The organism is Streptomyces sp. NPDC050121 (assembly GCF_044460385.1).
GTDB lineage: Bacteria > Actinomycetota > Actinomycetes > Streptomycetales > Streptomycetaceae > Streptomyces > Streptomyces soliscabiei.
Window position 1 is genome coordinate 1 of record NZ_JBITJV010000068.1, and the last position, 19,834, is coordinate 19,834.

Sequence of the window (19,834 nt, forward strand, 5' to 3'; positions counted from 1 at the left end):
CTGGGTGAGGTCGACTGCCATGGCGACTCCCAATCTTGGCTAATGAGTATTAGCCAAGACTCTAAGAGGTCACTTGGTGACATGCACCATGGTGCATGTCACAGTCGCCGACTGAGTCGGCTATCGTTTGTTAGTCCTGAAAGTGGAGGTGAGGGTGAGTCGAGCCGACGACATCCGTGCCGCGGCGCGGCCATCGCCAGCAGCGAAGGCTCTGTGGCACGCCTTCGCCGCGCCACAGAGGCGCACGTTCGCTACCACGCCCGACACCGGCTCGATGCCTTCGTCGGAAACCGTGAGATCCGCTCTCTCGTCGAGCCGCACCACAGCCGCGTACTGGCCCTGCGCGCCGAGTATGAAGCCGGAGTACGGCGACTTCGCCCTCCGCCTCGCGGGCGCAAGCCCTGAAAGCTAGAGCTCCAGTTGTACGGCCCTCTGATGAAATGCCCACTGTGTTGCACCAACGAAGAACCATCAGAAGGGCCCTGGAAGCTCGACGCGCCGCGGCCACCCGGTCCGACGCCGGTCGCTGGCGATGACCAGCTCCGCATGTGCTCGATGAACTGCGACGCAGTCGGCTCACTTTCGGGAACCCGATCCGCGTCCTGGATGCAGGCAATCGTGTCGGCGAGTACGGGGGACCGTTGTCCGGGTCGGAGAAGGCCGGTGGTTACGTCGGCTAACCGGAGCAGGCGGTCGGGCCGGCCGAGGCTCGATGCACGGCTTGCCGCTCCTTTGTTGGTGCCGAGGCCCTCAAGGCCGCGGTCGAGGCTGCGGCTTGCGGAACCGGGTAGCGGCACCAGTATCGGTGCCTGGGAATCTTTCCGATCATCCGAGTTCCGGAACCCTTCCAGGTTGTCCGCGCAGCCCCCACCCGTCTTTGTGTCGCCGGTACACCCCTGCTCAGCTGTGCCCAGGTGCGGCGATGTGCGTCATCGGTCGACCCCCGCGATGCAAGGAGTCCAGGCGAACAGCCGTGCCGGGTTGGCGCACAGGATCCGCTGGGCTTCGGTGACGCTGAGCTCCGCCGTGAGCCAGCTCAGGGTGGTGCCATAGACCCGGCCATCCTCATGGCGGGTCCAGGGCCAGTCGCTTCCCCACAGCATCCGCTCGCCGCCTCCGGCGCACAGCAGGCTTCGCAACATCGCAGTGGCCGCCTCCGGCGCTGAACGATAGGGCGCGGACGCCTTCACCCACACGTGCTGCGCGGCCAGCAGGCGACAGAGCGCGGCCGAGCCGGGGTAGGACAGGGACGAGGCCGCGGGCAGTCCCAGATGATCGATGACCACCGCGCCGGGCCAGCGCAGCAGCCATGGCTCCAGCTCCTCCCACTGTCGCTGCTGCGCCTGCACTTCCAAATGGAAACCGTGGGTGGCGAGTTCATGGGCCAGGCGCTGCCAGGGTCGCTCGCCCAGCGGGGGCACCGGGCGGCTGATCAAGTTGAGGCGGATCCCGCACACGCCCGCCTCCGCGAGCCGGTCAAGTTCTTCCCCTGGCGTTTGGGAGTCGATGACGGCCACGCCGCGGAGGCGTTCCGGCGCCTTGGCGAGGGCGTTCAGCAGATAGGAGTTGTCCGTTCCGAGAAAGCTTGGCTGCACCAGAACACCTGCCGCAAGGCCATGAGCGTCCAGAAGTGACAGGTAGGCGTCCACCGCGGCGTCGTAGTCCGGGGTGTACCGCCGCTCGTGCGCCAGCAGCAGACCGCGTGTGAAGACGTGGGCATGGGTGTCGAAAGCTGCGGGCGGCAACTGAGGTTCGGTGGAAGTCACGAAACCAAAGAATAGTCCTATGAAGGACTAGACGTCAGTAGGACTCAAGCCCTAGCTTTCTGGCCATGCAGTCCATCTCGCCCACGCCAGAGGGTCCTGGAGCGGCCGACCTCGCTCGGACCGACTCGCGCCTGCCGCTGCACGCCCGGCTCCGGGAGGTGCTTGCCGAGCGCATCCGCTCCGGGGAGTGGTCTCCCGATCAGCCGCTGCCCGCTGAGTCCGTCCTGGTCGAGTACTACGGGGTGTCCCTGGGGACGATGAGGCGCGTGTTCCGCGATCTCGTGGACGAGGGTCTACTTGAGCGGCGCCAGGGGACCGGGACGTTCATCCGGAGGGCGTCCCTGGACGCTTCCCTCTTCCGCTTCTTCCGGTTCGGGACCGCGGGGAGCGGCTTTCCCCAGAGCCGCATCCTCTCCGCCGCCCGGCAGGTGAGCACGCCGGCCATCGCCTCCGCCCTTCGCATCACTGCCGGCAGCGAGGTCCTGCACTTTCACCGGCTGAGGCTCTACGACGAGCAGCCCGTCCTCGTCGAGGACATCTGGCTTCCGCTGCCCCTGTTCGAGCCGCTGGAGCGCATCGGCACCGACGACCTCGGTGACCTGCTGTATCCGACGTACGAACGCTGCTGCGGACAGATCGTCGCGGCCGCCACGGAGGAGCTCACCATCGAGACCGCCACCGCGGCCGATGCGCTGCTTCTCGGCTGCGGACGGGGGGAGCCCGTCGCGATCGTCGAACGAGTGGCTCGCTCTCACGACGCCAAGCCGCTGGAGTACCGCCGTTCACGCGGGCTGGCCCGCACCTTCCGCTACCGCATCGACATCCGCTGATCCCCGCTGCTCCGCTCACGTTCCCCGCTCACGGAAAGAGCCGCCCCATGTTTGCTTGGTACCGGGACACCGACAAACCACAAAAACGAGCGTTCTGGGCCGCCTTCGGAGGCTGGACGCTCGAAGCCGCCGACGCCCAGATGTTCGGGCTCGTCCTGCCGACCCTGCTGGCCACCTGGCATCTGAGCACCGGAGCCGCCGGCACTCTCGCCTCCGTCACCCTCATCTTCACCGCGTTCGGCGGCTGGCTCGCGGGCTGGGCCTCCGACCGCTTCGGACGCGTCCGGGTGCTGCAGTGGACGATCATCGTCTACTCCACCGCCACCGTCCTCATCGGCTTCACCACCGACTACTCCCAGCTGATGGTGCTGCGCAGCATTCAGGGCTTCGGCTTCGGCGGCGAGTGGGCGGCGGGAGCTGTCCTGGTCAGCGAGTACATGGGAACCCGCAACCGCGGCCGGGCGCTGGGCACCGTACAGAGCGGGTGGGCGCTCGGCTGGGGCCTCGCCCTGGCGACGTACACCGTCCTGTTCAGCCTGATCCCGGAGGAGTGGGCCTGGCGGTCGATGTTCTGGCTTGGCGCGCTCCCGGCCGCCCTGGTCCTCGTCATCCGCCGCAAGGTCACCGACCCGCCGCTCTACCAGCAGCGCGCCGCGAAGGCCGAGAACCGCGTGTCCCTGCTGCGGATCTTCAAGCCGGACCTGCTTCGGGTCACCCTGCTCGGCGCCCTGCTGGGCCTGGGCAGCCACGGCGGCTACTACGCACTGACCACCTTCCTGCCCACATACCTGCGGACCACCCACGGCCTGTCGGTCCTCAAGACCAGCGGATATCTGGCCGTCTTCATCGCCGCCGCCTTCTTCGGATACCTCGCCTCGGGAACCCTGGCCGACCGCATCGGCCGCCGCAGGAACATCATGTTCTTCGCGGTGATGTGCCTGATCTCGGTCGTGACTTACCTGTTCCTGCCGATCAGCGACACCCAGATGTTCTTCCTCGGCATTCCGCTCGGCTTCTTCTCCGCTGGCATCCCCGCCGGACTCGGATCGCTCTTCGCCGAGCTGTACCCGACCGCGATCCGCGGCACCGGGCAGGGCTTCTGCTACAACTTCGGCCGCATCGTCGCGGCGGCGTTCCCTGCACTCGTCGGTTTCCTCAGCGACAGGCTCGGAATGGGGGTCAGCATCGGCCTGTTCGCGGGCAGCGCCTACGGCATAGCCGTCCTTGCCGTCGCCCTTCTCCCCGAAACCTCGCACAAGGAACTCGACACCCCCGCACTCCCCGCGGACGAAACGCCCGCGCCGCCGGTCGCATCAGCACGCTGAACCAGTCCATGGGCCGCGCCGCTCTCCAAGTCCCCCGACTCGTGCGCAGCCAGAATCCGAGGGGCATCCCCGTATGACCCCCCATGTCTGGTCGCTGCTGCTCATTCTGGCGATAGAGATCATGGCGTTGATCATTCCCCACCAGTCCAACTGATGACCACGAAGGCCGCGTTGCAGCTGTTGCTTGACATCCATAGGGGCATCAAGCTCGCGGTCCGCTACGCGGCGACCGTCCTCGTAGCGGCCATCAAGGAATGGCTGTGGCCACTCACACGGCTCGTTCCGTTCAGACCAGCTAGTGCGAGTCCACACTCGGCCACCTCCTGGCCGACACCCCGCTCACCGCGATGATTTGGTCCGAGATCAACGACGGCGCCCTCGAATTCCTTGCCCGGGCGCAGCGGGAGGGGCTCCTCGCCCCGACCGCGGACCTTGTATGGGCACGGCGGGTCTACTACGCCCTCATCGACGAGGCCCTGCACGGGAACCGCGCGGACCAAGACCTGGACCCGGAGCAGGTCCGAAAGAACGCGGACGCCCTGGCGACGCTCATCGTTGACACGCTGCTGCGCGGCGTGGGACCGCAGGGCTGAACCGCACGCCGACCGGCGGACGTCGGGCGCCTGCCTCGTCTTGCCCTGGGAGTGGTCCGTCTCTCAAGCTGTGGTTTCGGACAGACGCAATCTATGAGGTCTTTCAGCGTTGCCGCTCCAGAGTGAGCACGGCCGCGGAGATTGACGACATTCGATTCGGGCTGTACCGGGACTTGCGGAAGATCCGCCAGGACTTCAGTCGTGCGACGCCGCGTTCGACCGGTGCCCGTGCCGTGGCCAGCGCTCGGCTGATGGTTTGCTGGGTCGGGGTGAGGTCACGGCCCGGCGGGCGCCTGAGGGGTGTTGTCACCCATGGGCCAGCTCCCATGTAGGCGCGTGTCGGCGAGGATCGGGACGCCCTGGCGTTCACAGATCCGGATGATCCGGTGGGCGCGGGCCGCAGTGAGATCGTGCGCGCGGCCGGGCATCGTCGGCGAGATCCACAGCAGCCGCCCGGCGGGGTCGGTCACCACCTGCACGTTCACCCCGTGTCGGCGGTGCTTGATGCCCCTATGTTCGTCAAGCTGCGATCATCAGGGTTGCTGAAGTATCAGGCTGCTGGTGACGCGTGATCATGTCGGCTTGGATCAGGTGATACACCTCGCGGGCTGCGTAGCGTTTCAGGCAGCGCATGACCTCGCGTTTCCCCTTTCCTTCGGCGGTGCGTCGCTCCAGGTAGAGGCGAGTGCGCTCGTCTTGCCGCATGCGGGTCACCACGATGCGGTGCAGAGCGGCGTTGGCCTGCCTGTCTCCGCCGCGGTTGAGCCGACGGCGTTGGCTCTTCCCCGAGGACTTCTCAACAGGGCTGACACCGCACAGGGCGGCGAAGGACGCCTCGCTGGCCAGCCGTTCCGGGTTGTCACCTGCGGTGATCAGCAGGGCCGCCGCACTATCCGGTCCGATCCCGAGCTGCTCCAGCAGGCTGGGCGCAGTAGCCCGGACCGCTATGGTCATCCGTCTTCCGAGCTCGTTGGCTTCCTGCCGCAGCTGCACAACGCGCTGCGCCAGCAGCCGCAGCGTGAAGACCGCCGTGTCGGCTGCCGGGTTGCCCTCGCGGGTGTCGGACAGTCCTGCGCATCGGCGGAGCAGTAGCGAAGTCGAGAGCGGCTCCAGCTCCTCGCGTAGGGCGGACGGAGCGTTGACCAGCACGGACTTGAGCTGGTTCAGCGCTTGAGTGCGCGCTTTGACCGCGGAGTTCTTCGCCAACCGGAGCATACGCAGCGCTTCCACGTGGCCGTCGCCGCTCTTGGGTAGCGCCCGTGCCATGCCCGACAGCGCGCCCCGGGCGGCGGCCTCGGCGTCGACGGCGTCAGTCTTGCCGCGGCGGCGCCGGGTGGATCGGTCGGGCTGGTTGACCTCCACCACCGAAACCTGCTGGGTCGCGAGGTAGCGGGCCAGGCCCGCGCCGTAGGAGCCGGTGCATTCCACCCCGGCGCGCAGCACCGTCCCGCACTTGCGTGCCCAGTCGAGAAGGTGGCGGTAGCCGGCCGCGGTGGCCGGGAACTCTCCGCTACTCAGCAGCCTTCCAAGGTGGTCAAGGACGGCGGCGACGTGCACGTCCTTGTGAGTGTCGACGCCGAGCACCACCATGCGCGGCTCGGCCGCAGCGTCGACATCGTGGATGGCAGGAAGGGCAGCAGGCATGCCGAGGGTGGTCACTGTGCTCCTGTTCGACCGACGTACCGATAGTCAGCGCCGGTCGGTGGAACGGTCAGAACTGTGACGGTGGCTTCGATGCCAAGGCCCCTATCGGGACACGCTCCGCCGGCCCGGTGCCGGTGCGTGTCGTTCCGGCCCGGCTGACAGATCAAACACAAGGCACAAGTGGCCAGTGAGAGTACGAGTCAAGCCGTGGCCAGAACGACACGGCCACCATCCTCACAGTGGGAGTAGTCGGCCCGGCTGTCGCCGACTCGGTCGCACTCGGCAAGGGTGCCGTCGAGCAGGACGTAGTCCGGGTCCGTCTCGCGCAAAGCACGCAGCAGGCCGGGAGCCCGGTCGGCGAGCAGGTCGACGACGGCTGTCGTGTAGGCGTGGGCGGTGCCGACGGAGATGCCGAACCCGGCAGCAAGCTGGGCGAGGGTGTCGTGCCGGCGCAGGTACACCAGGCCGACCAGGGCACGCTGGTGCGGTGGGAGCTTGCAGCGGCGCTCACCGGCGCGGGTGACGATGAGCATGGTGACCCCTTAAGAATGCTGGAGGTCCGGGAGGACTGGGTGTGGCTGATAGTGACCTGCCGATGATGGCTTGGAGTGAGTGGCCGCCCGGTCCTTCGGGACGCTCCGGCTGCTGATTGAGAACTGCGGTCATCGCTGGTTAAGGGCTTGGCGGCGGAGTGTTCCCCGGACCCGGAGAGTGCTGGTGTTTGAGGAACGGAGCGATGACGGTGACGGAACGGCACGAGCAGGTCTGGGTGGGCATCGACGCCGGCAAGGCCCATCACTGGGCGGTCGGAGTCAACGCCAGCGGAGAGAAGGTGTTCTCGAGGAAGGTCGTCAACGGTGAGGACGAGATCCTGTCCCTGATGGTGACCGCGTGCAAGATGGCCGACGAGGTGCGGTGGGCGGTGGACATCTGCGGCCGGGCCTCGACGCTGCTGCTTGCACTGTTGATCGCCCATGGCCAGAGCGTGGTGTATGTGCCTGGACGCACGGTCAACCGCATGTCTGCGGCCTACCGCGGCGAGGGGAAGACCGACGCGAAGGACGCCCTGGTCATCGCCGACACCGCGCGGATGCGCCAGGACTTCACACCCCTGAGGCTCCCGGACGAGACCGTAGCAAAATCTCCAACTGCTCACCGCCCACCGAGCCGACCAGATCGCCGACCGGGTACGGCTGATCAACCGTCTGCGCGATGCCCTGGTGGGCATCTGCCCTGCTCTGGAGCGGGCCTTCGACTACTCGGCAGCCAAGGGACCGGTCGTCCTGCTGACCGAGTACCAGACCCCGGCCGCCCTGCGACAGGTGGGCGCCAAACGGCTCGCGGACTGGCTGGCACGACGTTCGGTCCGCAGCTCAGCCGAGGTCGCCGCCCGCGCGGTCGAGGCAGCCCACTCCCAGGTGACCGCGCTGCCGGGCGAAAAGCGCGCCGCCAAACTCGTGTGCGACCTCGCACATCAGCTCCTCGCGCTCGACGACTGGATCAAAGACACCGACCGAGAGATCCGCGAGTCCTTCCACCTCGACGAGCGCGCCGAAATCATCGAATCCCTGCCGGGCATGGGCCCCATCCTCGGGGCCGAGTTCCTCGCCATCGTCGGGGACCTGTCCACCTACGCAGACGCCGGCCGCCTGGCCGCCCACGCGGGACTGGCCCCGGTCTCGCGCGACTCCGGCCGCCGGACCGGTAACCACCACCGACCCAAGCGCTACCACCGCCGCCTACGACACGTCCTCTACATGGCCGCCCAAACCGCCATGATGCGCCCCGGACCCTCCCGGGACTACTACCTCAAAAAACGAGCCGAAGGACTGATCCACGTCCAGGCACTGCTCGCCCTCGCACGCCGCCGAGTCGACGTCTTATGGGCCATGCTCCGCGACAAGAGGCACTTCACCCCCACCCCGCCAGCCCCCCAATCGGCTTGACACCATCATTGAGACTCACTCGACCAGGGCGTGAGGCAGGTCGAGTGCGGCAGAATACCGAACCAACGCGGCTCCTGTGCCTGTGGGTTGAGACTTCGAACACCTCCCTCAACGGCACGGGAGCCTCGTGCGTTGCGCAAGGGCTCACTGACACCAAGTCGCTCCGACAATCGGCCGCCGACGCGGGCATGACGATCACCACGCGAGTGGTGAAGACTGGATAGATGCGACCCCACGCCCCAGGCGGACTCCTGTTCGTAGCGCTCGGTCTCATCCTTGTCGCCGCCGGCTACCTCTGGAGAGGACGTGTCCTGCGTCCCCTCTCGGCGAAACGCGCCCAGGCAGCCGTGATCCGGGATCGTTCCAGAAACCTGCTGCGCTCTGCGGACATGGCAATCGCCGGAGCGCGTCGAGGGGCCGCACACGGCGAACCAGCCATCGTCACGGTCGGAGACGTGACGAGGGTGGCGCGCCAGCAGTACGGGTACCTCTTTGTTGAGCGCGAAGAAGCAGCTGCCGCCCTCCGCCAGCGCTATGAGGCTGCCGACTGCCGGGTGGACTGCATGACCGACGCTTTCAACTGACTGCCTCCCCGGCAAGTGCTTGACGTCAGAGGCGCCGGAGCTGTCACCTGATAGGTGGTCACGCTGAAAATGCTCTATGAGTGCCGCCCGGCAGCACATAGAACGATTGCGCCGCGTGCTGGTATGGCTGTGCCACGGCCTGTGATCAGGCCGGTCAGGCGAATCCGTGGGCTTCGCGGTAGTCGCTGGGCGACAACGAGAACTTGCGACGGAACTCCCGTCCGAGGTGGCTCGCGTCGCAGAAGCCCCACCGGTAGGCAATCGCGGCAACAGAGAGGTTCGTGTTCACCAGGTCACCTCTGGCCGCTGCCAGGCGATGGGCGCGGACGACCGATTGGACGGTGTCTCCGGTCGATGCGAAAGCCCGGTGGACGGTCCTCGGAGCCACGTTGTGCGCAGCAGCGAGGTCGGCGACTCTGATCGCTCCACCGGTGAGGTGGTCGACGATCCATGCCTCCAGCTGCCGTCGGAGCAGTTGCAGGAACTCGCTGTCACCGCTGTCGGGCCGACTGCTACGGATCGCGCTGGCGATGAGGACGAGGAGGGCGTTGCGTGTGCCCTCGATCTCCGCCGTGGACATCCGCCCGACGTGACGGTCCGTGCTCATGAGAAAGTCTTGGAGGAGGCTGGCCAGCGGGCTCTGAGCGGTCTCCAGGAGCAGGCAACCGGGCAGACCGCCCCCCGTGTCGAACGAGGACAGGGCGGTCATGGGCACCCTGACCGTTCGTTTGGTCAGGTGCTCCGGGATCACGAACCGTCCAGTGGCGCGGGTGCTCATGAGGAGAAGCGTCCCTGGCTGGAGGATAACTGTCTCGTCAGAAGTCTCGATGATCTGCCGGCCGGTGTGAGCGGTGAAGAGCACCAGCGCGTCATCGTCGTGGCGCACGAAATTGCTGCCTCGGATCCCTTCGGCCTGCGGGCACACCCAGTCGGTGATGAGGAGGTCTCCAAGGTCCAGCTCCCGAACCGATCCGAAGCCCTCCAGTGGCCCTTTTGGCTGCAGGTCCATGCCGGCAAGGCGGTCACGGACGGCGAGCCTCCAGCGAAAGTCGACCTCTTCGGCTGTCAGGAGCTCAGTAGGGCTGAGGATCGATCGGGAGAGTGTCATGGTCTGCTCCGGCATCATCGACGGGCGCTCCACGTGATCGTGGAAAGGGCGATTCGTTCTTAGCTCACCCTCACCGTCGCTCTGAACTGGTGGTGGCAAGCCTGCATGGACAAGGACCCACCCTCCGAATGCCAGGCCTGATCGACGCAATCACCGCCGGAGACACGGCATTAATCTCTACGGCCGGATTTACGAACTACCAGCAACCGCACTGAAGTGCGACGGGCGCAGGCCACACTCGCGCTGGCGGCCGCGAGCCCACGACGGCACGGGACAGGGCTGCGGCGTGGGTGGCGCTGCTCCAGCTCGATCGCGCCGGAGTTGATTGCCGCGCTCACTTCTTCGCAGTCTCCAGGGTGATCTGCTCGAAGTGGGGACCCATCGCCTCGGCCAGGGCCTGAAGGGCGGAAAGCGGGCGCACCATCACCATGATGTCGTCAATCTTGCCGTTCTCGTCGAAGTGAATGAAGTCGCAGCCCTGGACGTTCTTGCCCGAGACGGTGGCGGTGAAGACGAAGGCGTGGTCACGGCCGTCAGGATTGGTGATCTCGCGAGTGTAGGTGAAGTCCTTGAAGACGCCAGCCACGCTGCGCAGGATGTGATCGGTGATCGCCTTGCCCGGGTACGGCCTGAATGCGGCCGGGCTGGTGAAGACGACGTCGTCGGCCAGCAGCGCGGTCACGGCATCCATGTCACCGCTCTCGACAGCCTTGCAGAAGGGATGCATGAACCCACCTCTCATAATCAACAAGATGAATAGGTGTAGTTGATAATGGGACTTGCACCGCAGGCTCGACCCGATCGAGCTAAGGTTCCCCGCAGTCCCGGTCGACGCATCGCCGGCCCTGCGGCTCGAAATCTTCGAGTGATAAGCCCCCGCATTCGGCTACCTCACAGCTCAGGAAAGCTCTCGTTTGAGGATCTTGCCAGTCGCGGTCATTGGTAGGGAGTCGACGAACTCCACGATCCGGGGGTACTTGTATGCAGCGAACTGCTGCTTGCCCCAGGCCACCAGCTCGTCCTCTGTGGTGTTGTCACCAGCTTGCTTGACCACGAGTGCCTTGACCTCTTCGCCCAACGAATTATGGGGCGTGCCGATGACCGCAACCAGCGAGACCGCCGGGTGCTGCATGAGCACCTCTTCGAGCTCGCGCGGATAGACGTTGAAGCCACCGCGAATGACCAAGTCCTTGGATCGGTCGACGATGTAGTAGAATCCGTCCTCGTCCTTGCGGGCTAGGTCGCCGGAACGGAACCAGCCGTCACGGATGGCTTCGGCCGTGGCGTCTGGACGTTTGTAGTAGCCCTTCATGACATTGTGGCCCCTGATCGCGATCTCTCCGATCTGATCGGATGAACCGCTGAGGTCGGACCAGTCGTCGTTTATCAGCTTCATTTCCACGCCTGTGATCGGCACACCGATCGACCCGACGCGAGGTTCCTCTCCGTACCGTGCGAAGGACGCCACTGGCGAGGTCTCCGAGAGCCCATAGCCTTCGAGGATCGTGATCCCGAATCGGTCCTGAAACTGTTTGTGGATCTCGGCCGGCAGGGCCGAGCCGCCGGCCACGGCGACTCGCAGATTCGCCGCCACCTGGGCCACGTCGATCGTCTCGTCCAGTGCCGACAGAAGACCCCAGTACATCGTCGGAACGCCGCCGAAGAAGGTCACGTTGTGGGCGAGCATGAGCTGCAACGCACCCCGCGGCTCGAATCTAGGCTGGAGGACGAGCGTACCGCCGAACGCGAGTGCACTGTTCTGAAACACCACCTGCCCGAAGGAATGGAACAGAGGCAGCACGCAGAGATAAGTGTCTGGACGCAGGGGATCCGCTGCGAACAGGTCGCGGCCCGCGCGTGCGTTTTCGTACACGTTGCGGTGCCGGAGCTCGGCGCCTTTCGCCTGACCCGTTGTGCCAGAGGTGTAGAGGATGACTGCGGTGTCGTCGTCATCGCAGTCAACCGTCTCAAAGTGTGCTGGCTGTTCGGCGACCGCCGGGCCATAGAGCTGTGATGTCACACAGTCGGCCAAGGTACGGCCGGTGCCAATGAGGAGGAACTCGGTGCATCCGTCAGTTGCTTGGAAGCCCGCCCAGGCTGCCTCACCCATGGGAAGCTCCGGTGAGCCCTCGAACGCGAAGTACGCCTTCACATCCGAGTCCTTGAGGTGATAGGCGATCTCGCGCGCGGTCAACAGCACGTTCAGCGGCACGACGACTGCGCCAGCCTTGAGTATGCCGAAGTAGATCGTGGTGAAGTGCGGCAGGTTCGGGCAGGAGAGGGCCACCTTGTCCCCTGGCCGCACACCACGCTCGACGAGCAGGTTCGCAACTTGGTTGGCCGATGAGTCGAGAGCGGAATAGGAGATCCGCTCCTCACCGAACACGATCGCCGTACGCTCCGGATAGAGGGCGGCGGAGTCCGTCAACAACGACGAGACGTTTCGGCTCGAATTGCGCATCAATACTCCTACACGTGATGGGTGGAGGTCTGGTGACCGCCAACGGCGGCAGCGAAGCGCTCCAGCTCGCGGGGGGTGTCGCCGGCCAGTTGGTAGGTGGTCGACCCCCTCGAGGGTCGTGATCTCGCGCCCCTCGTACTGCACCGCCGACGCGAGGCGCGCCTTGATCCGCTGACCGTCGGCGAGCACCGTGCAGGCACCGCACCCGCCCTGGTGCCTCTCAGGCCGAGATGCTCACGCAGCGCGTCAAGCGGGCTCACCTGCGGCGGGACGTCTTCCTCTGCCCATGCGTTGATCCGCAGTTCGATCTCCACCGTGTCTTTCCTCCGGTTCGCCCGTGAGACTCGTCCCCTCGAGGGTCGCCATCCGGCACTTGCGGCAGGTCCAGAGGGCCCCCGCCCCGCTGCCTGAGGAATCGTCAGCCGGGGAACCAACGCATGAGAGTGGTGTCATAATCTAAAACAGCAAGGTACCAGGTAGTCGGTGTACCTGCATCATACCTGTGGCAGTTCCGCTTTGTCACGCAACAAGTTGGTCGCAATACGTCAGAAACTGCAGCTCACGCGTATGGTTTTGGCTGAGTCAAGGAGCAGAGAACGGAATCGGAGGAGTCATGGGTCGACCGCTGCGGGCCGATGCCGAGCGGAGTGTGCGCGCGATTCTGGACGCGGCCGAGCGGGTACTCGCCGAAGACCCCGGCGCGTCCATGGAGCAGATCGCCGAGGCAGCCGGCGTGGCCAGAACGACCGTGCACCGGCGGTTCACCAGCCGCCAGGCTCTCATCGAAGCACTCGCCGCCTCGGCGAAGCGTCAGCTCATGGAGGCCATCGAGGACGCCCATCTGGACACCGCTCCTCCGCTCGTGGCACTGCACCGCGTTACCGCGAACACACTGCGGATCAAGAGCGTCTGGCGGTTCACACTCGGCCACCCCCTGGCCGACACCCCGCTCACCGCGATGATTTGGTCCGAGATCAACGACGGCGCCCTCGAATTCCTTGCCCGGGCGCAGCGGGAGGGGCTCCTCGCCCCGACCGCGGACCTTGTATGGGCACGGCGGGTCTACTACGCCCTCATCGACGAGGCCCTGCACGGGAACCGCGCGGACCAAGACCTGGACCCGGATCAGGTCCGAAAGAACGCGGACGCCCTGGCGACGCTCATCGTTGACACGCTGCTGCGCGGCGTGGGACCGCAGGGCTGAACCGCACGCCGACCGGCGGACGTCGGGCGCCTGCCTCGTCTTGCCCTCGGCCGCTTCCGGGACGATCGTGGACAGTGCCTCGGCACAAGGCAGGAGGGCCAGGTGCGCCATGCATCGCACCAGCGGGCCACCCGACCGACGCGCACGTCAGCGGGACGGGGCCCACGTCGACGAGTCCGTCACCATAGCCGTGACGGACGGGAACGCGTGTGTGGCCTACTGGAGCCGCGAGGCCCAGGAGCTTCTGGGGTACACCCCTGCGGAGATTATCGGCCGCCCCTTGGACGACCTCTTCTCCGCCGACGGCGCGACGTTCCGGCATCGCGACGGCAGCCTGCTGGATACGAGGGCCCACCTGAGCCCACTGCTCAGCACGACACAGCAACAGCACTTCCTCGTGACAACCGTGCCGTCACCGGGGACGGGCAAGCTGCAGGACCTCATGTGGTGGATGCTGGAGCAGCAGTCCCCGTCCCTCTCGATCTACGACCGTGAGGCGCGACTGCTGTGGGCGAACGAGGCCACCCGGCGGGCGGTCGGCTTCGTTCAGAGCGAAGTCCGCGGTCGGCGTCCCACCGAGTTCCTCCGAGGTGCGGGGTTCGAGGAGGCGGAGCGGCGGATCCTCCGGGTCGGTGAGACCGGGGAGCCGGAGTACACCGAGCTCTTCGACGCATTCCCGCGTGAATCCAGGGCACACGCCTGGGCCGTGGACGTCTTCCCTCTCAAGGACGCGCAGGGCCGGGTGCACGCGGTGGGCCTGGTGGCGAGCGACTACTCCGAGCAGCACCACAGTCGCGAGCGCATGGCCCTGCTGGGCGAGGCCCGGACGCGCATCGGCGCGAGCCTGGAGGTAACGGGCGCCAGCCAGGAACTCGTCGACCTGACGGTGGCGGTGTCCCGCTTCGCCGACTTCGTCAGCGTCGATCTGCTGGACGACGTCTTCCGTGGTGCGCTGCCCGGCCCCGGCCCCCGTACGGGACCTGTCTCGCTGCGACGGGCGGCGCAGGGGAGCACCTGTCCGCTGCCGCCCGGCGCGGTGCTCGGCGTCGGCGCCATCCACACTCATCCGCGGTCGTCTCCGGTCGCCCGCTGCCAGGCCGACGGCCGTCCGGTCCTTGGCGACGCCAAGGACCCTGAGATCGTCCGGTGGCTTGCCGAGGACCCCGTCCATGCGGCGTATGCCCGTGCTTTCGGGACGCACTCCGTGCTGGCGGTGCCCATCCGGGCGCGCGGCGTGATCCTAGGGGCCGCCCTTTTCCTCAGAGACTCGGGCTCCCTGGACCCCTTCGGCCCCGATGACCTGACCGTCATCGAGGACCTGGTGGCCAGGGTCGCCGTCTGCCTGGACAACGCCCGTCGGTTCACCCACGAGCGCGGCATCGCGCTGGCGCTGCAGCAGTCGCTGCTGCCTCGGGGCCCGACGGTCCACCCTGCCGTCGAAATAGCGTCCCGTTATGTTCCTGCGGGCGGCAATGCTGGGGTGGGCGGCGACTGGTTCGACGTGATCCCACTCCCCGGCGCGCGAGTCGGCCTCGTCGTCGGCGACGTCGTCGGCCACGGCATCAGCGCCTCAGCCACCATGGGCCGCCTGCGCACAGCGGTGCGCACCCTCGCCGACATCGATCTGACGCCCGACGAACTTCTCACCCACCTCGACGACATCGTGACCCACTCTGGGCTCCCACAGGACACCGATGACGCTCACGAGGCCTCGGAGTCGGAGATCCCGGGAGACATCGGCGCCACCTGCCTGTACGCCGTCTACGACCCCGTCTCCGGTACCTGCTCGCTGGCCCGCGCCGGCCACCCGGCCCCGATCCTGGTGGGATCGGACGGAACGGCACGTCTCGTCGACCTGCCTGTCGGCCCTCCCCTCGGACTGGGGAGCCTGCCCTTCGAAGCGGCGGAGTTCACGGTGCCCGAAGGAAGCCTCCTGGCTCTGTTCACCGACGGCCTCATCGAAAGTCGCCGTCACGACCTCGACGAAGGCAATCGCAGGCTGTGCCAGGCCCTCGCCCGGCCGGAGCCCTCGCTCGAAGCCCTCTGCGACACGGTCCTGGACAGCCAACACTGCGCGGTGGGTGGCGATGACGTCGCCCTGCTGCTGATCCGAACCCGGACCCTCCGCCCGGAAAGCCTGGCTTCCTGGGACCTGCCCAGCGACCCCGCCATCGTGGGCGAGGCACGCAAACGCACCTGCGACCGTCTCACCCAGTGGGGGCTCGAAGAGGCCTCGTTCGTCACAGAACTCGTCGTCAGCGAGCTGGTCACGAACGCCATCCGCTACGGCACCGGCCCAATCCGACTGCGACTCATCAAGGACCGGACTCTCACCTGCGAGGTGTCCGACGGCAGCAGTACCAGCCCCCACCTGCGCAGGGCCCGGTTGAGCGACGAGGGCGGCCGCGGCCTGCTCCTGGTCGCCCAGCTCACCGAGCGGTGGGGCACTCGCCATACGCGCGCAGGCAAGACCATATGGGCCGAACAGGTCATCCATACCGCCTGAGCCGGCGCCCACCCACGGCGCGACTGCACCCGAGAACGGACCTGGCAGCGCTTCCCCGACCGATGTCCGGTCAGGCCGCCTGGACCGCAGCCTGTGTCGATTCGTCTTCGCCGGAGGGGATGCGGTGCAGCCCTTTACGGTCGTACCAGCCGGTCACGCCGAACCCGAACAATGCGGCCAGTACGAGGCCGACGGCCATCATGGCCCAGCCCCGGGTCAGGCCCGCGTCGCCTTGTGCGCCGTAGTAGAGGATCGAGCGGACGCCGGCGGTGATCTGCCGCAGCGGCTCGAACTCCGCGAGGAAGCGGTAGAAGCCGGGCAGCGCTTCGATCGGCGTGGTGGCGCCGGCCGTCGGCACGGCCATGGCGATGAAGATCAGCGTGACGAGCAGCATGCCTGGTGTGCCGAAGACAGCGAGCAGGGTGAGCGCGCCGATTCCGACGACCGCGATCGCGCATACCGAGTACAGCCACAGCAACGGCAGGTGGGGGGCGTCCATGCCCATGAGGCCGACGGCGCCCGCCAGCACCAGGCTGCCCATGAGCAGCGAGAGGCCGACCATGAGGGTGCTGCTGATGGTGAGGGTCTGCACCCGGGTCGCACGGATCACTGGGCGGTCTATGCGAAGTGGCCCCATCTCGTTGTCGGCATAGCCGAGGGCGTGGTCCACCTGGCCGCTGATGACGTTGGCGGACAGCATGCCGACGACCACGAGGACAAGCGCGTAGTAGAACGCCGTCAGGCCGAAGCCGCTGCGGGGGCTGAGCGGGTGCCCTTCCTCCACAGTGACGGCTGCCGGGTCGGCCAGCAGGAGACGCGCCGCGGCGGTCGGCTTCGTCTGTTCCGCCGCGGTCTGCGCGGTCAACTCCCTGCCCACCTGGCGTGAGACGTCAGCGGCCGCCTCCGTCGCTGCCGACCGCGCGATGTTGGATCCCAGGCTGCCGGCGGACTGGTTGGTCAACACCGTGAGCTGCGGGCGAGTCGGGTTCGTGTCGGCCGCGGTGCTGGTCAGCGCGACGGTGGAGGAGGTGAAGTCAGCGGACACGACGAGCGCGCCGAAGAGCTTGCCCTGGCCGAGTTCCTCCGTCATCTCCTTCTCGTCCATCACCTTCCACTCGATTCTGTCTCCACCGACGGTGGACTTCGTGATCGATCGGATTGCCTGCGCCCCCAGGTTGACCTGTTCCCCTCCGAGGATCTCCCCTTGGTCGGCGTTGACGAGGCCTACGGGCAGCTTGTGCAAGTGGCGGACCGGATCGACGTTGGCGCCGATGTAGAGAACCGCGAACAGCAGGGCCAGGGTGCCCGCGATGGCGCCGTTGACGATCCACAGGCTTCGGGCCCGCAACACGCGGAAGGGATGAAACCCATCCATGACGAACTCCAGTCTCTGCAAAGAACTACGGGGAGAAGCACTGGAGGAGCGGCAGGGCGGATCCATCTCCTCGCTCAGCTCTCGGGAGGATTCCCGGCCGCTGGTCGGCTCCCCGGCCTGATCAACTGCCGGGCTCAGAGGTAGACGCTCACACCACCCTCACGAAGTCCAAGAACCGGGCGGCGTAGTCAATGTCGCCGGAGATCTTCAGGTCCCGATCCCGCCAGTCAGCCCGGTGGGTGGCCCATTCCGGGAAGTCGACGGCCCGTCCGGTGATCGTGGCCGCCGGCTTGTCCGACGCTCCGGCAGCTGCCATGCCGCCCGGACCCACAGACCAAGTACCTCCGCCCGGTCCTTCCAGCTCGATCGTGACGGGACGGATGAACCACTCCGGCCGTGCCGACCGCAGCTGATTTCGCAGGACGGCCAGCATCCACTCCAGCACCACGGCCATCCGGTTCGCGTCGGTGCCGGGAACCGGACGCCCGAGTGCGGGAGCGATGTCGTAGCGCAGGTGGGTGTGATGGTCGAACGTCATCGCGCCGGCGATCATCATCCCGCCCGGGTACCAGCCGAGGTCGGCCATCGGCAGACGCATCCAGTCGAGGGGCAGACGGGCGGCCACGCCGATCATCCGGCTCCAGCGTTCGTACTCGGCGAGCGTCTGCGGGACCGGCCGGTCTCGGCGCCGGTCGACGAACAGGTCGTTGGTCCGTTCGAGGTCCCTCATGCGCATCATGGTCACTACGGAGGGCGTGAAGAAGGAGCGGCAGGTGGCGCCGATATGCGCCACCACGTCCTGCACGCGCCATCCGGCCGCAGCGCTCGCCGCGCTCCACTCTTTCGCGTCCAGTTCCCGGCAGAAGCGGAGCAACTCCGCGCGCTCCAGGCGGAAAGCTTCCGCACGGTCAGGTCTCATTGGTGATCCTTTCGCCAACCCTCGGGGCCCGCTCACGCGAGAGGGGCCCGCCGTGTTCCGCGGTATCGGTCGGCGGTTGTTCGTTGACGTGGTGGATGTGAGGCGGGGCCTCGAGCAGCCCTCGGCGGCGTCGTGACGCGTTGTCCACTCGGCTTACGTGATCCGTCGCAGTATGCGGTCCTTGCGGCGGGTGTAGGGCGGGTAGGTCACGCGCAGCGTGTCAGGCTTGAGTGGCTTGTCGAGTACGGACTTGGTGTGGCTGAAAGTGCCCAGGGAATAGGAGCCGTGGTAGTGGCCCATGCCGCTCTCACCGACGCCGCCGAAGGGCAGGCCGTGCACGGCGAGCTGGGCGGTCGGCACACCGAAGGTCAGGCCGCCGGAGGAGGTCTCCGCGATCAGGCGCCGCTTGGTGCGCTTGGACGCGGTGAAGGCGTAGAGGGCCAGCGGCTTGTCCCGCCCGGTGATGAAGGAGATGGCCGCGTCCAGGTCGGGGACGCGGACGATGGGCAGGATGGGGCCGAAGATCTCCTCGCGCATCACGGGCGACTCGGGGTCGACGTCGGCGAGCACGGTCGGGGCGATATAGCGGGTGGGGCGGTCGTGGCCGCCGCCGACGACGGCCCGGCCGTCGGTCAGCAGGCCGGTCAGCCGGTCGAAGTGGCGCTCGTTGACGATGCTGCCGTAGTCGTTGCTGCGGGCCGGGTCGGGGCCGTACATCTCGCGGATCGCCTCAATGAGGTGTGCCTCGATCTCGGCGCCCGCCCGGCCGACCGCGAGCACGTAGTCGGGTGCGACGCAGGTCTGGCCCGCGTTCATGAACTTGCCCCAGGCGATGCGGCGGGCGGCCGTCGCGAGGTCGGCGCCGGGTTCGACCACAGCGGGGCTCTTGCCGCCCAACTCCAGGGTGACCGGGGTGAGATGACGGGCCGCGGCGGCCATGACGATGCGTCCGACCGTGCCGTTTCCGGTGTAGAAGATGTGGTCGAACCGCTGCTCCAGTAGGGCGGTCGTCTCGGGAATGCCACCTTCAACGACGGCCACGGCCTGCGGGTCCAAGACACGGGGCAGCCAGTGAGCCAGCACGGACGAGGTCGCGGGGGCGACCTCGCTGGGCTTGAGGACGACACAGTTGCCGGCGGCCAGGGCACCGATGAGTGGCGCCAGGGCCAGGTTCAGCGGGTAGTTCCAGGGGCTGATGATCAGCACCGTGCCCAGCGGTTCCCGCACGGTCCAGGCCCGGGCCGGCACGAGCGACAGGGGAACGGCCGCCCTGCTCGGGCGCAGCCACCGGTCGAGGTGGCGCAGGGTGTGGTCGATCTCCCGCACGAGGAAGCCGATCTCCATGACGTGCGACTCGGTCGCGCTCTTGCCGAGGTCGGTGTGCAGCGCCTCCGCGAATACGTCCTGATGCTCGGTCAACAAGGCGCGAAGTGCTCGCAGTTGCTGTTTCCGCCAGGTCAGGGGCTTGGTGCGGCCGGTCTGGAAAGTGGCACGCAGCCGGGTGACGGTTTCCGTCGCGTGCTCTGCCGTGGAGGAGATGTCCACGTGAGTATTCGGCGTCATGCCCAGAGCA

Annotated in this window: 16 protein-coding genes and 3 pseudogenes; 9 read left to right on the forward strand and 10 right to left on the reverse strand. The window is 67.1% G+C overall.

The window, feature by feature from the left end:
* Nucleotides 1–81: 81 nt before the first annotated feature.
* Complete coding sequence (locus ACIBTS_RS46990) at nucleotides 82–405, forward strand: hypothetical protein (RefSeq protein ID WP_399327820.1); 324 nt, start codon at nucleotides 82–84, stop codon at nucleotides 403–405.
* Nucleotides 406–929: 524 nt separating this feature from the next.
* Here the strand turns inward: ACIBTS_RS46990 and ACIBTS_RS46995 are convergent.
* Nucleotides 930–1,766, reverse strand: coding sequence for an amidohydrolase family protein (locus tag ACIBTS_RS46995; protein WP_399327774.1), 837 nt, complete (start codon nucleotides 1,764–1,766; stop codon nucleotides 930–932).
* A gap of 65 nt (nucleotides 1,767–1,831) precedes the next feature.
* Between ACIBTS_RS46995 and ACIBTS_RS47000 the strand changes: the two genes are divergently transcribed.
* The 3 genes from ACIBTS_RS47000 (at nucleotide 1,832) to ACIBTS_RS47010 (ending at nucleotide 4,514) form a co-directional block, all read left to right on the forward strand.
* Nucleotides 1,832–2,596 (forward strand): GntR family transcriptional regulator, encoded by a 765-nt coding sequence (locus ACIBTS_RS47000; RefSeq protein ID WP_107448284.1) that lies wholly within the window; start codon nucleotides 1,832–1,834, stop codon nucleotides 2,594–2,596.
* Nucleotides 2,597–2,643: 47 nt separating this feature from the next.
* The gene (locus ACIBTS_RS47005) at nucleotides 2,644–3,921 is read left to right on the forward strand and encodes an MFS transporter (protein WP_107448286.1); all 1,278 of its coding nucleotides are present in this window, start codon (nucleotides 2,644–2,646) and stop codon (nucleotides 3,919–3,921) included.
* A 347-nt stretch (nucleotides 3,922–4,268) separates the two neighbouring features.
* Nucleotides 4,269–4,514, forward strand: a complete 246-nt coding sequence (locus ACIBTS_RS47010; protein ID WP_399327777.1) for a hypothetical protein — start codon at nucleotides 4,269–4,271, stop codon at nucleotides 4,512–4,514.
* Between the two features lie 103 nt (nucleotides 4,515–4,617).
* Here the strand turns inward: ACIBTS_RS47010 and ACIBTS_RS47015 are convergent.
* From ACIBTS_RS47015 to ACIBTS_RS47025, 3 genes and pseudogenes are all read right to left on the reverse strand, one after another.
* Nucleotides 4,618–5,017, reverse strand: a pseudogene (locus tag ACIBTS_RS47015) (transposase family protein); the annotation flags it as partial.
* Nucleotides 5,018–5,033: 16 nt separating this feature from the next.
* Entirely contained in the window at nucleotides 5,034–6,158 is a 1,125-nt protein-coding gene (locus tag ACIBTS_RS47020) for an IS110 family transposase (protein WP_399327822.1), read from the reverse strand.
* Nucleotides 6,159–6,364: 206 nt separating this feature from the next.
* Nucleotides 6,365–6,691, reverse strand: a pseudogene (locus ACIBTS_RS47025) (transposase family protein); the annotation flags it as partial.
* A gap of 203 nt (nucleotides 6,692–6,894) precedes the next feature.
* Between ACIBTS_RS47025 and ACIBTS_RS47030 the strand changes: the two are divergent.
* A pseudogene (locus tag ACIBTS_RS47030) lies at nucleotides 6,895–8,104 on the forward strand (IS110 family transposase).
* A 224-nt stretch (nucleotides 8,105–8,328) separates the two neighbouring features.
* Nucleotides 8,329–8,688 (forward strand): hypothetical protein, encoded by a 360-nt coding sequence (locus ACIBTS_RS47035; protein ID WP_399327779.1) that lies wholly within the window; start codon nucleotides 8,329–8,331, stop codon nucleotides 8,686–8,688.
* A gap of 154 nt (nucleotides 8,689–8,842) precedes the next feature.
* Here the strand turns inward: ACIBTS_RS47035 and ACIBTS_RS47040 are convergent, their stop codons facing one another.
* From ACIBTS_RS47040 to ACIBTS_RS47050, 3 genes are all read right to left on the reverse strand, one after another.
* Nucleotides 8,843–9,796, reverse strand: coding sequence for an AraC family transcriptional regulator (locus ACIBTS_RS47040; RefSeq protein ID WP_399327782.1), 954 nt, complete (start codon nucleotides 9,794–9,796; stop codon nucleotides 8,843–8,845).
* Nucleotides 9,797–10,130: 334 nt separating this feature from the next.
* Complete coding sequence (locus tag ACIBTS_RS47045) at nucleotides 10,131–10,523, reverse strand: nuclear transport factor 2 family protein (RefSeq protein ID WP_399327784.1); 393 nt, start codon at nucleotides 10,521–10,523, stop codon at nucleotides 10,131–10,133.
* Between the two features lie 171 nt (nucleotides 10,524–10,694).
* Entirely contained in the window at nucleotides 10,695–12,257 is a 1,563-nt protein-coding gene (locus ACIBTS_RS47050) for a long-chain fatty acid--CoA ligase (protein WP_399327786.1), read from the reverse strand.
* Between the two features lie 613 nt (nucleotides 12,258–12,870).
* Between ACIBTS_RS47050 and ACIBTS_RS47055 the strand changes: the two genes are divergently transcribed.
* Nucleotides 12,871–13,461, forward strand: coding sequence for a TetR/AcrR family transcriptional regulator (locus tag ACIBTS_RS47055; RefSeq protein ID WP_399327787.1), 591 nt, complete (start codon nucleotides 12,871–12,873; stop codon nucleotides 13,459–13,461).
* Nucleotides 13,462–13,570: 109 nt separating this feature from the next.
* Nucleotides 13,571–15,967, forward strand: coding sequence for a SpoIIE family protein phosphatase (locus ACIBTS_RS47060; protein WP_399327789.1), 2,397 nt, complete (start codon nucleotides 13,571–13,573; stop codon nucleotides 15,965–15,967).
* Between the two features lie 70 nt (nucleotides 15,968–16,037).
* On the opposite strand, the gene ACIBTS_RS47065 is transcribed toward ACIBTS_RS47060, so the two are convergent.
* Nucleotides 16,038–17,342: a DUF3533 domain-containing protein gene (locus ACIBTS_RS47065; protein ID WP_399327791.1), complete on the reverse strand. Its 1,305-nt coding sequence runs from the start codon at nucleotides 17,340–17,342 to the stop codon at nucleotides 16,038–16,040.
* Here ACIBTS_RS47065 and ACIBTS_RS47070 point away from each other — a divergent pair.
* Nucleotides 17,341–17,463 (forward strand): hypothetical protein, encoded by a 123-nt coding sequence (locus tag ACIBTS_RS47070; protein WP_399327793.1) that lies wholly within the window; start codon nucleotides 17,341–17,343, stop codon nucleotides 17,461–17,463. The genes ACIBTS_RS47065 and ACIBTS_RS47070 overlap by 2 nt on opposite strands.
* A 27-nt stretch (nucleotides 17,464–17,490) precedes the next feature.
* On the opposite strand, the gene ACIBTS_RS47075 is transcribed toward ACIBTS_RS47070, so the two are convergent.
* On the reverse strand, nucleotides 17,491–18,261 hold the full coding sequence (locus ACIBTS_RS47075; RefSeq protein ID WP_399327795.1) for a maleylpyruvate isomerase family mycothiol-dependent enzyme: 771 nt from the start codon (nucleotides 18,259–18,261) through the stop codon (nucleotides 17,491–17,493).
* Nucleotides 18,262–18,414: 153 nt separating this feature from the next.
* Nucleotides 18,415–19,824 carry an aldehyde dehydrogenase family protein gene (locus ACIBTS_RS47080; protein ID WP_399327797.1) on the reverse strand — a complete coding sequence of 470 codons (1,410 nt, stop codon included), beginning with the start codon at nucleotides 19,822–19,824 and terminating at the stop codon, nucleotides 18,415–18,417.
* Nucleotides 19,825–19,834: the final 10 nt, after the last annotated feature.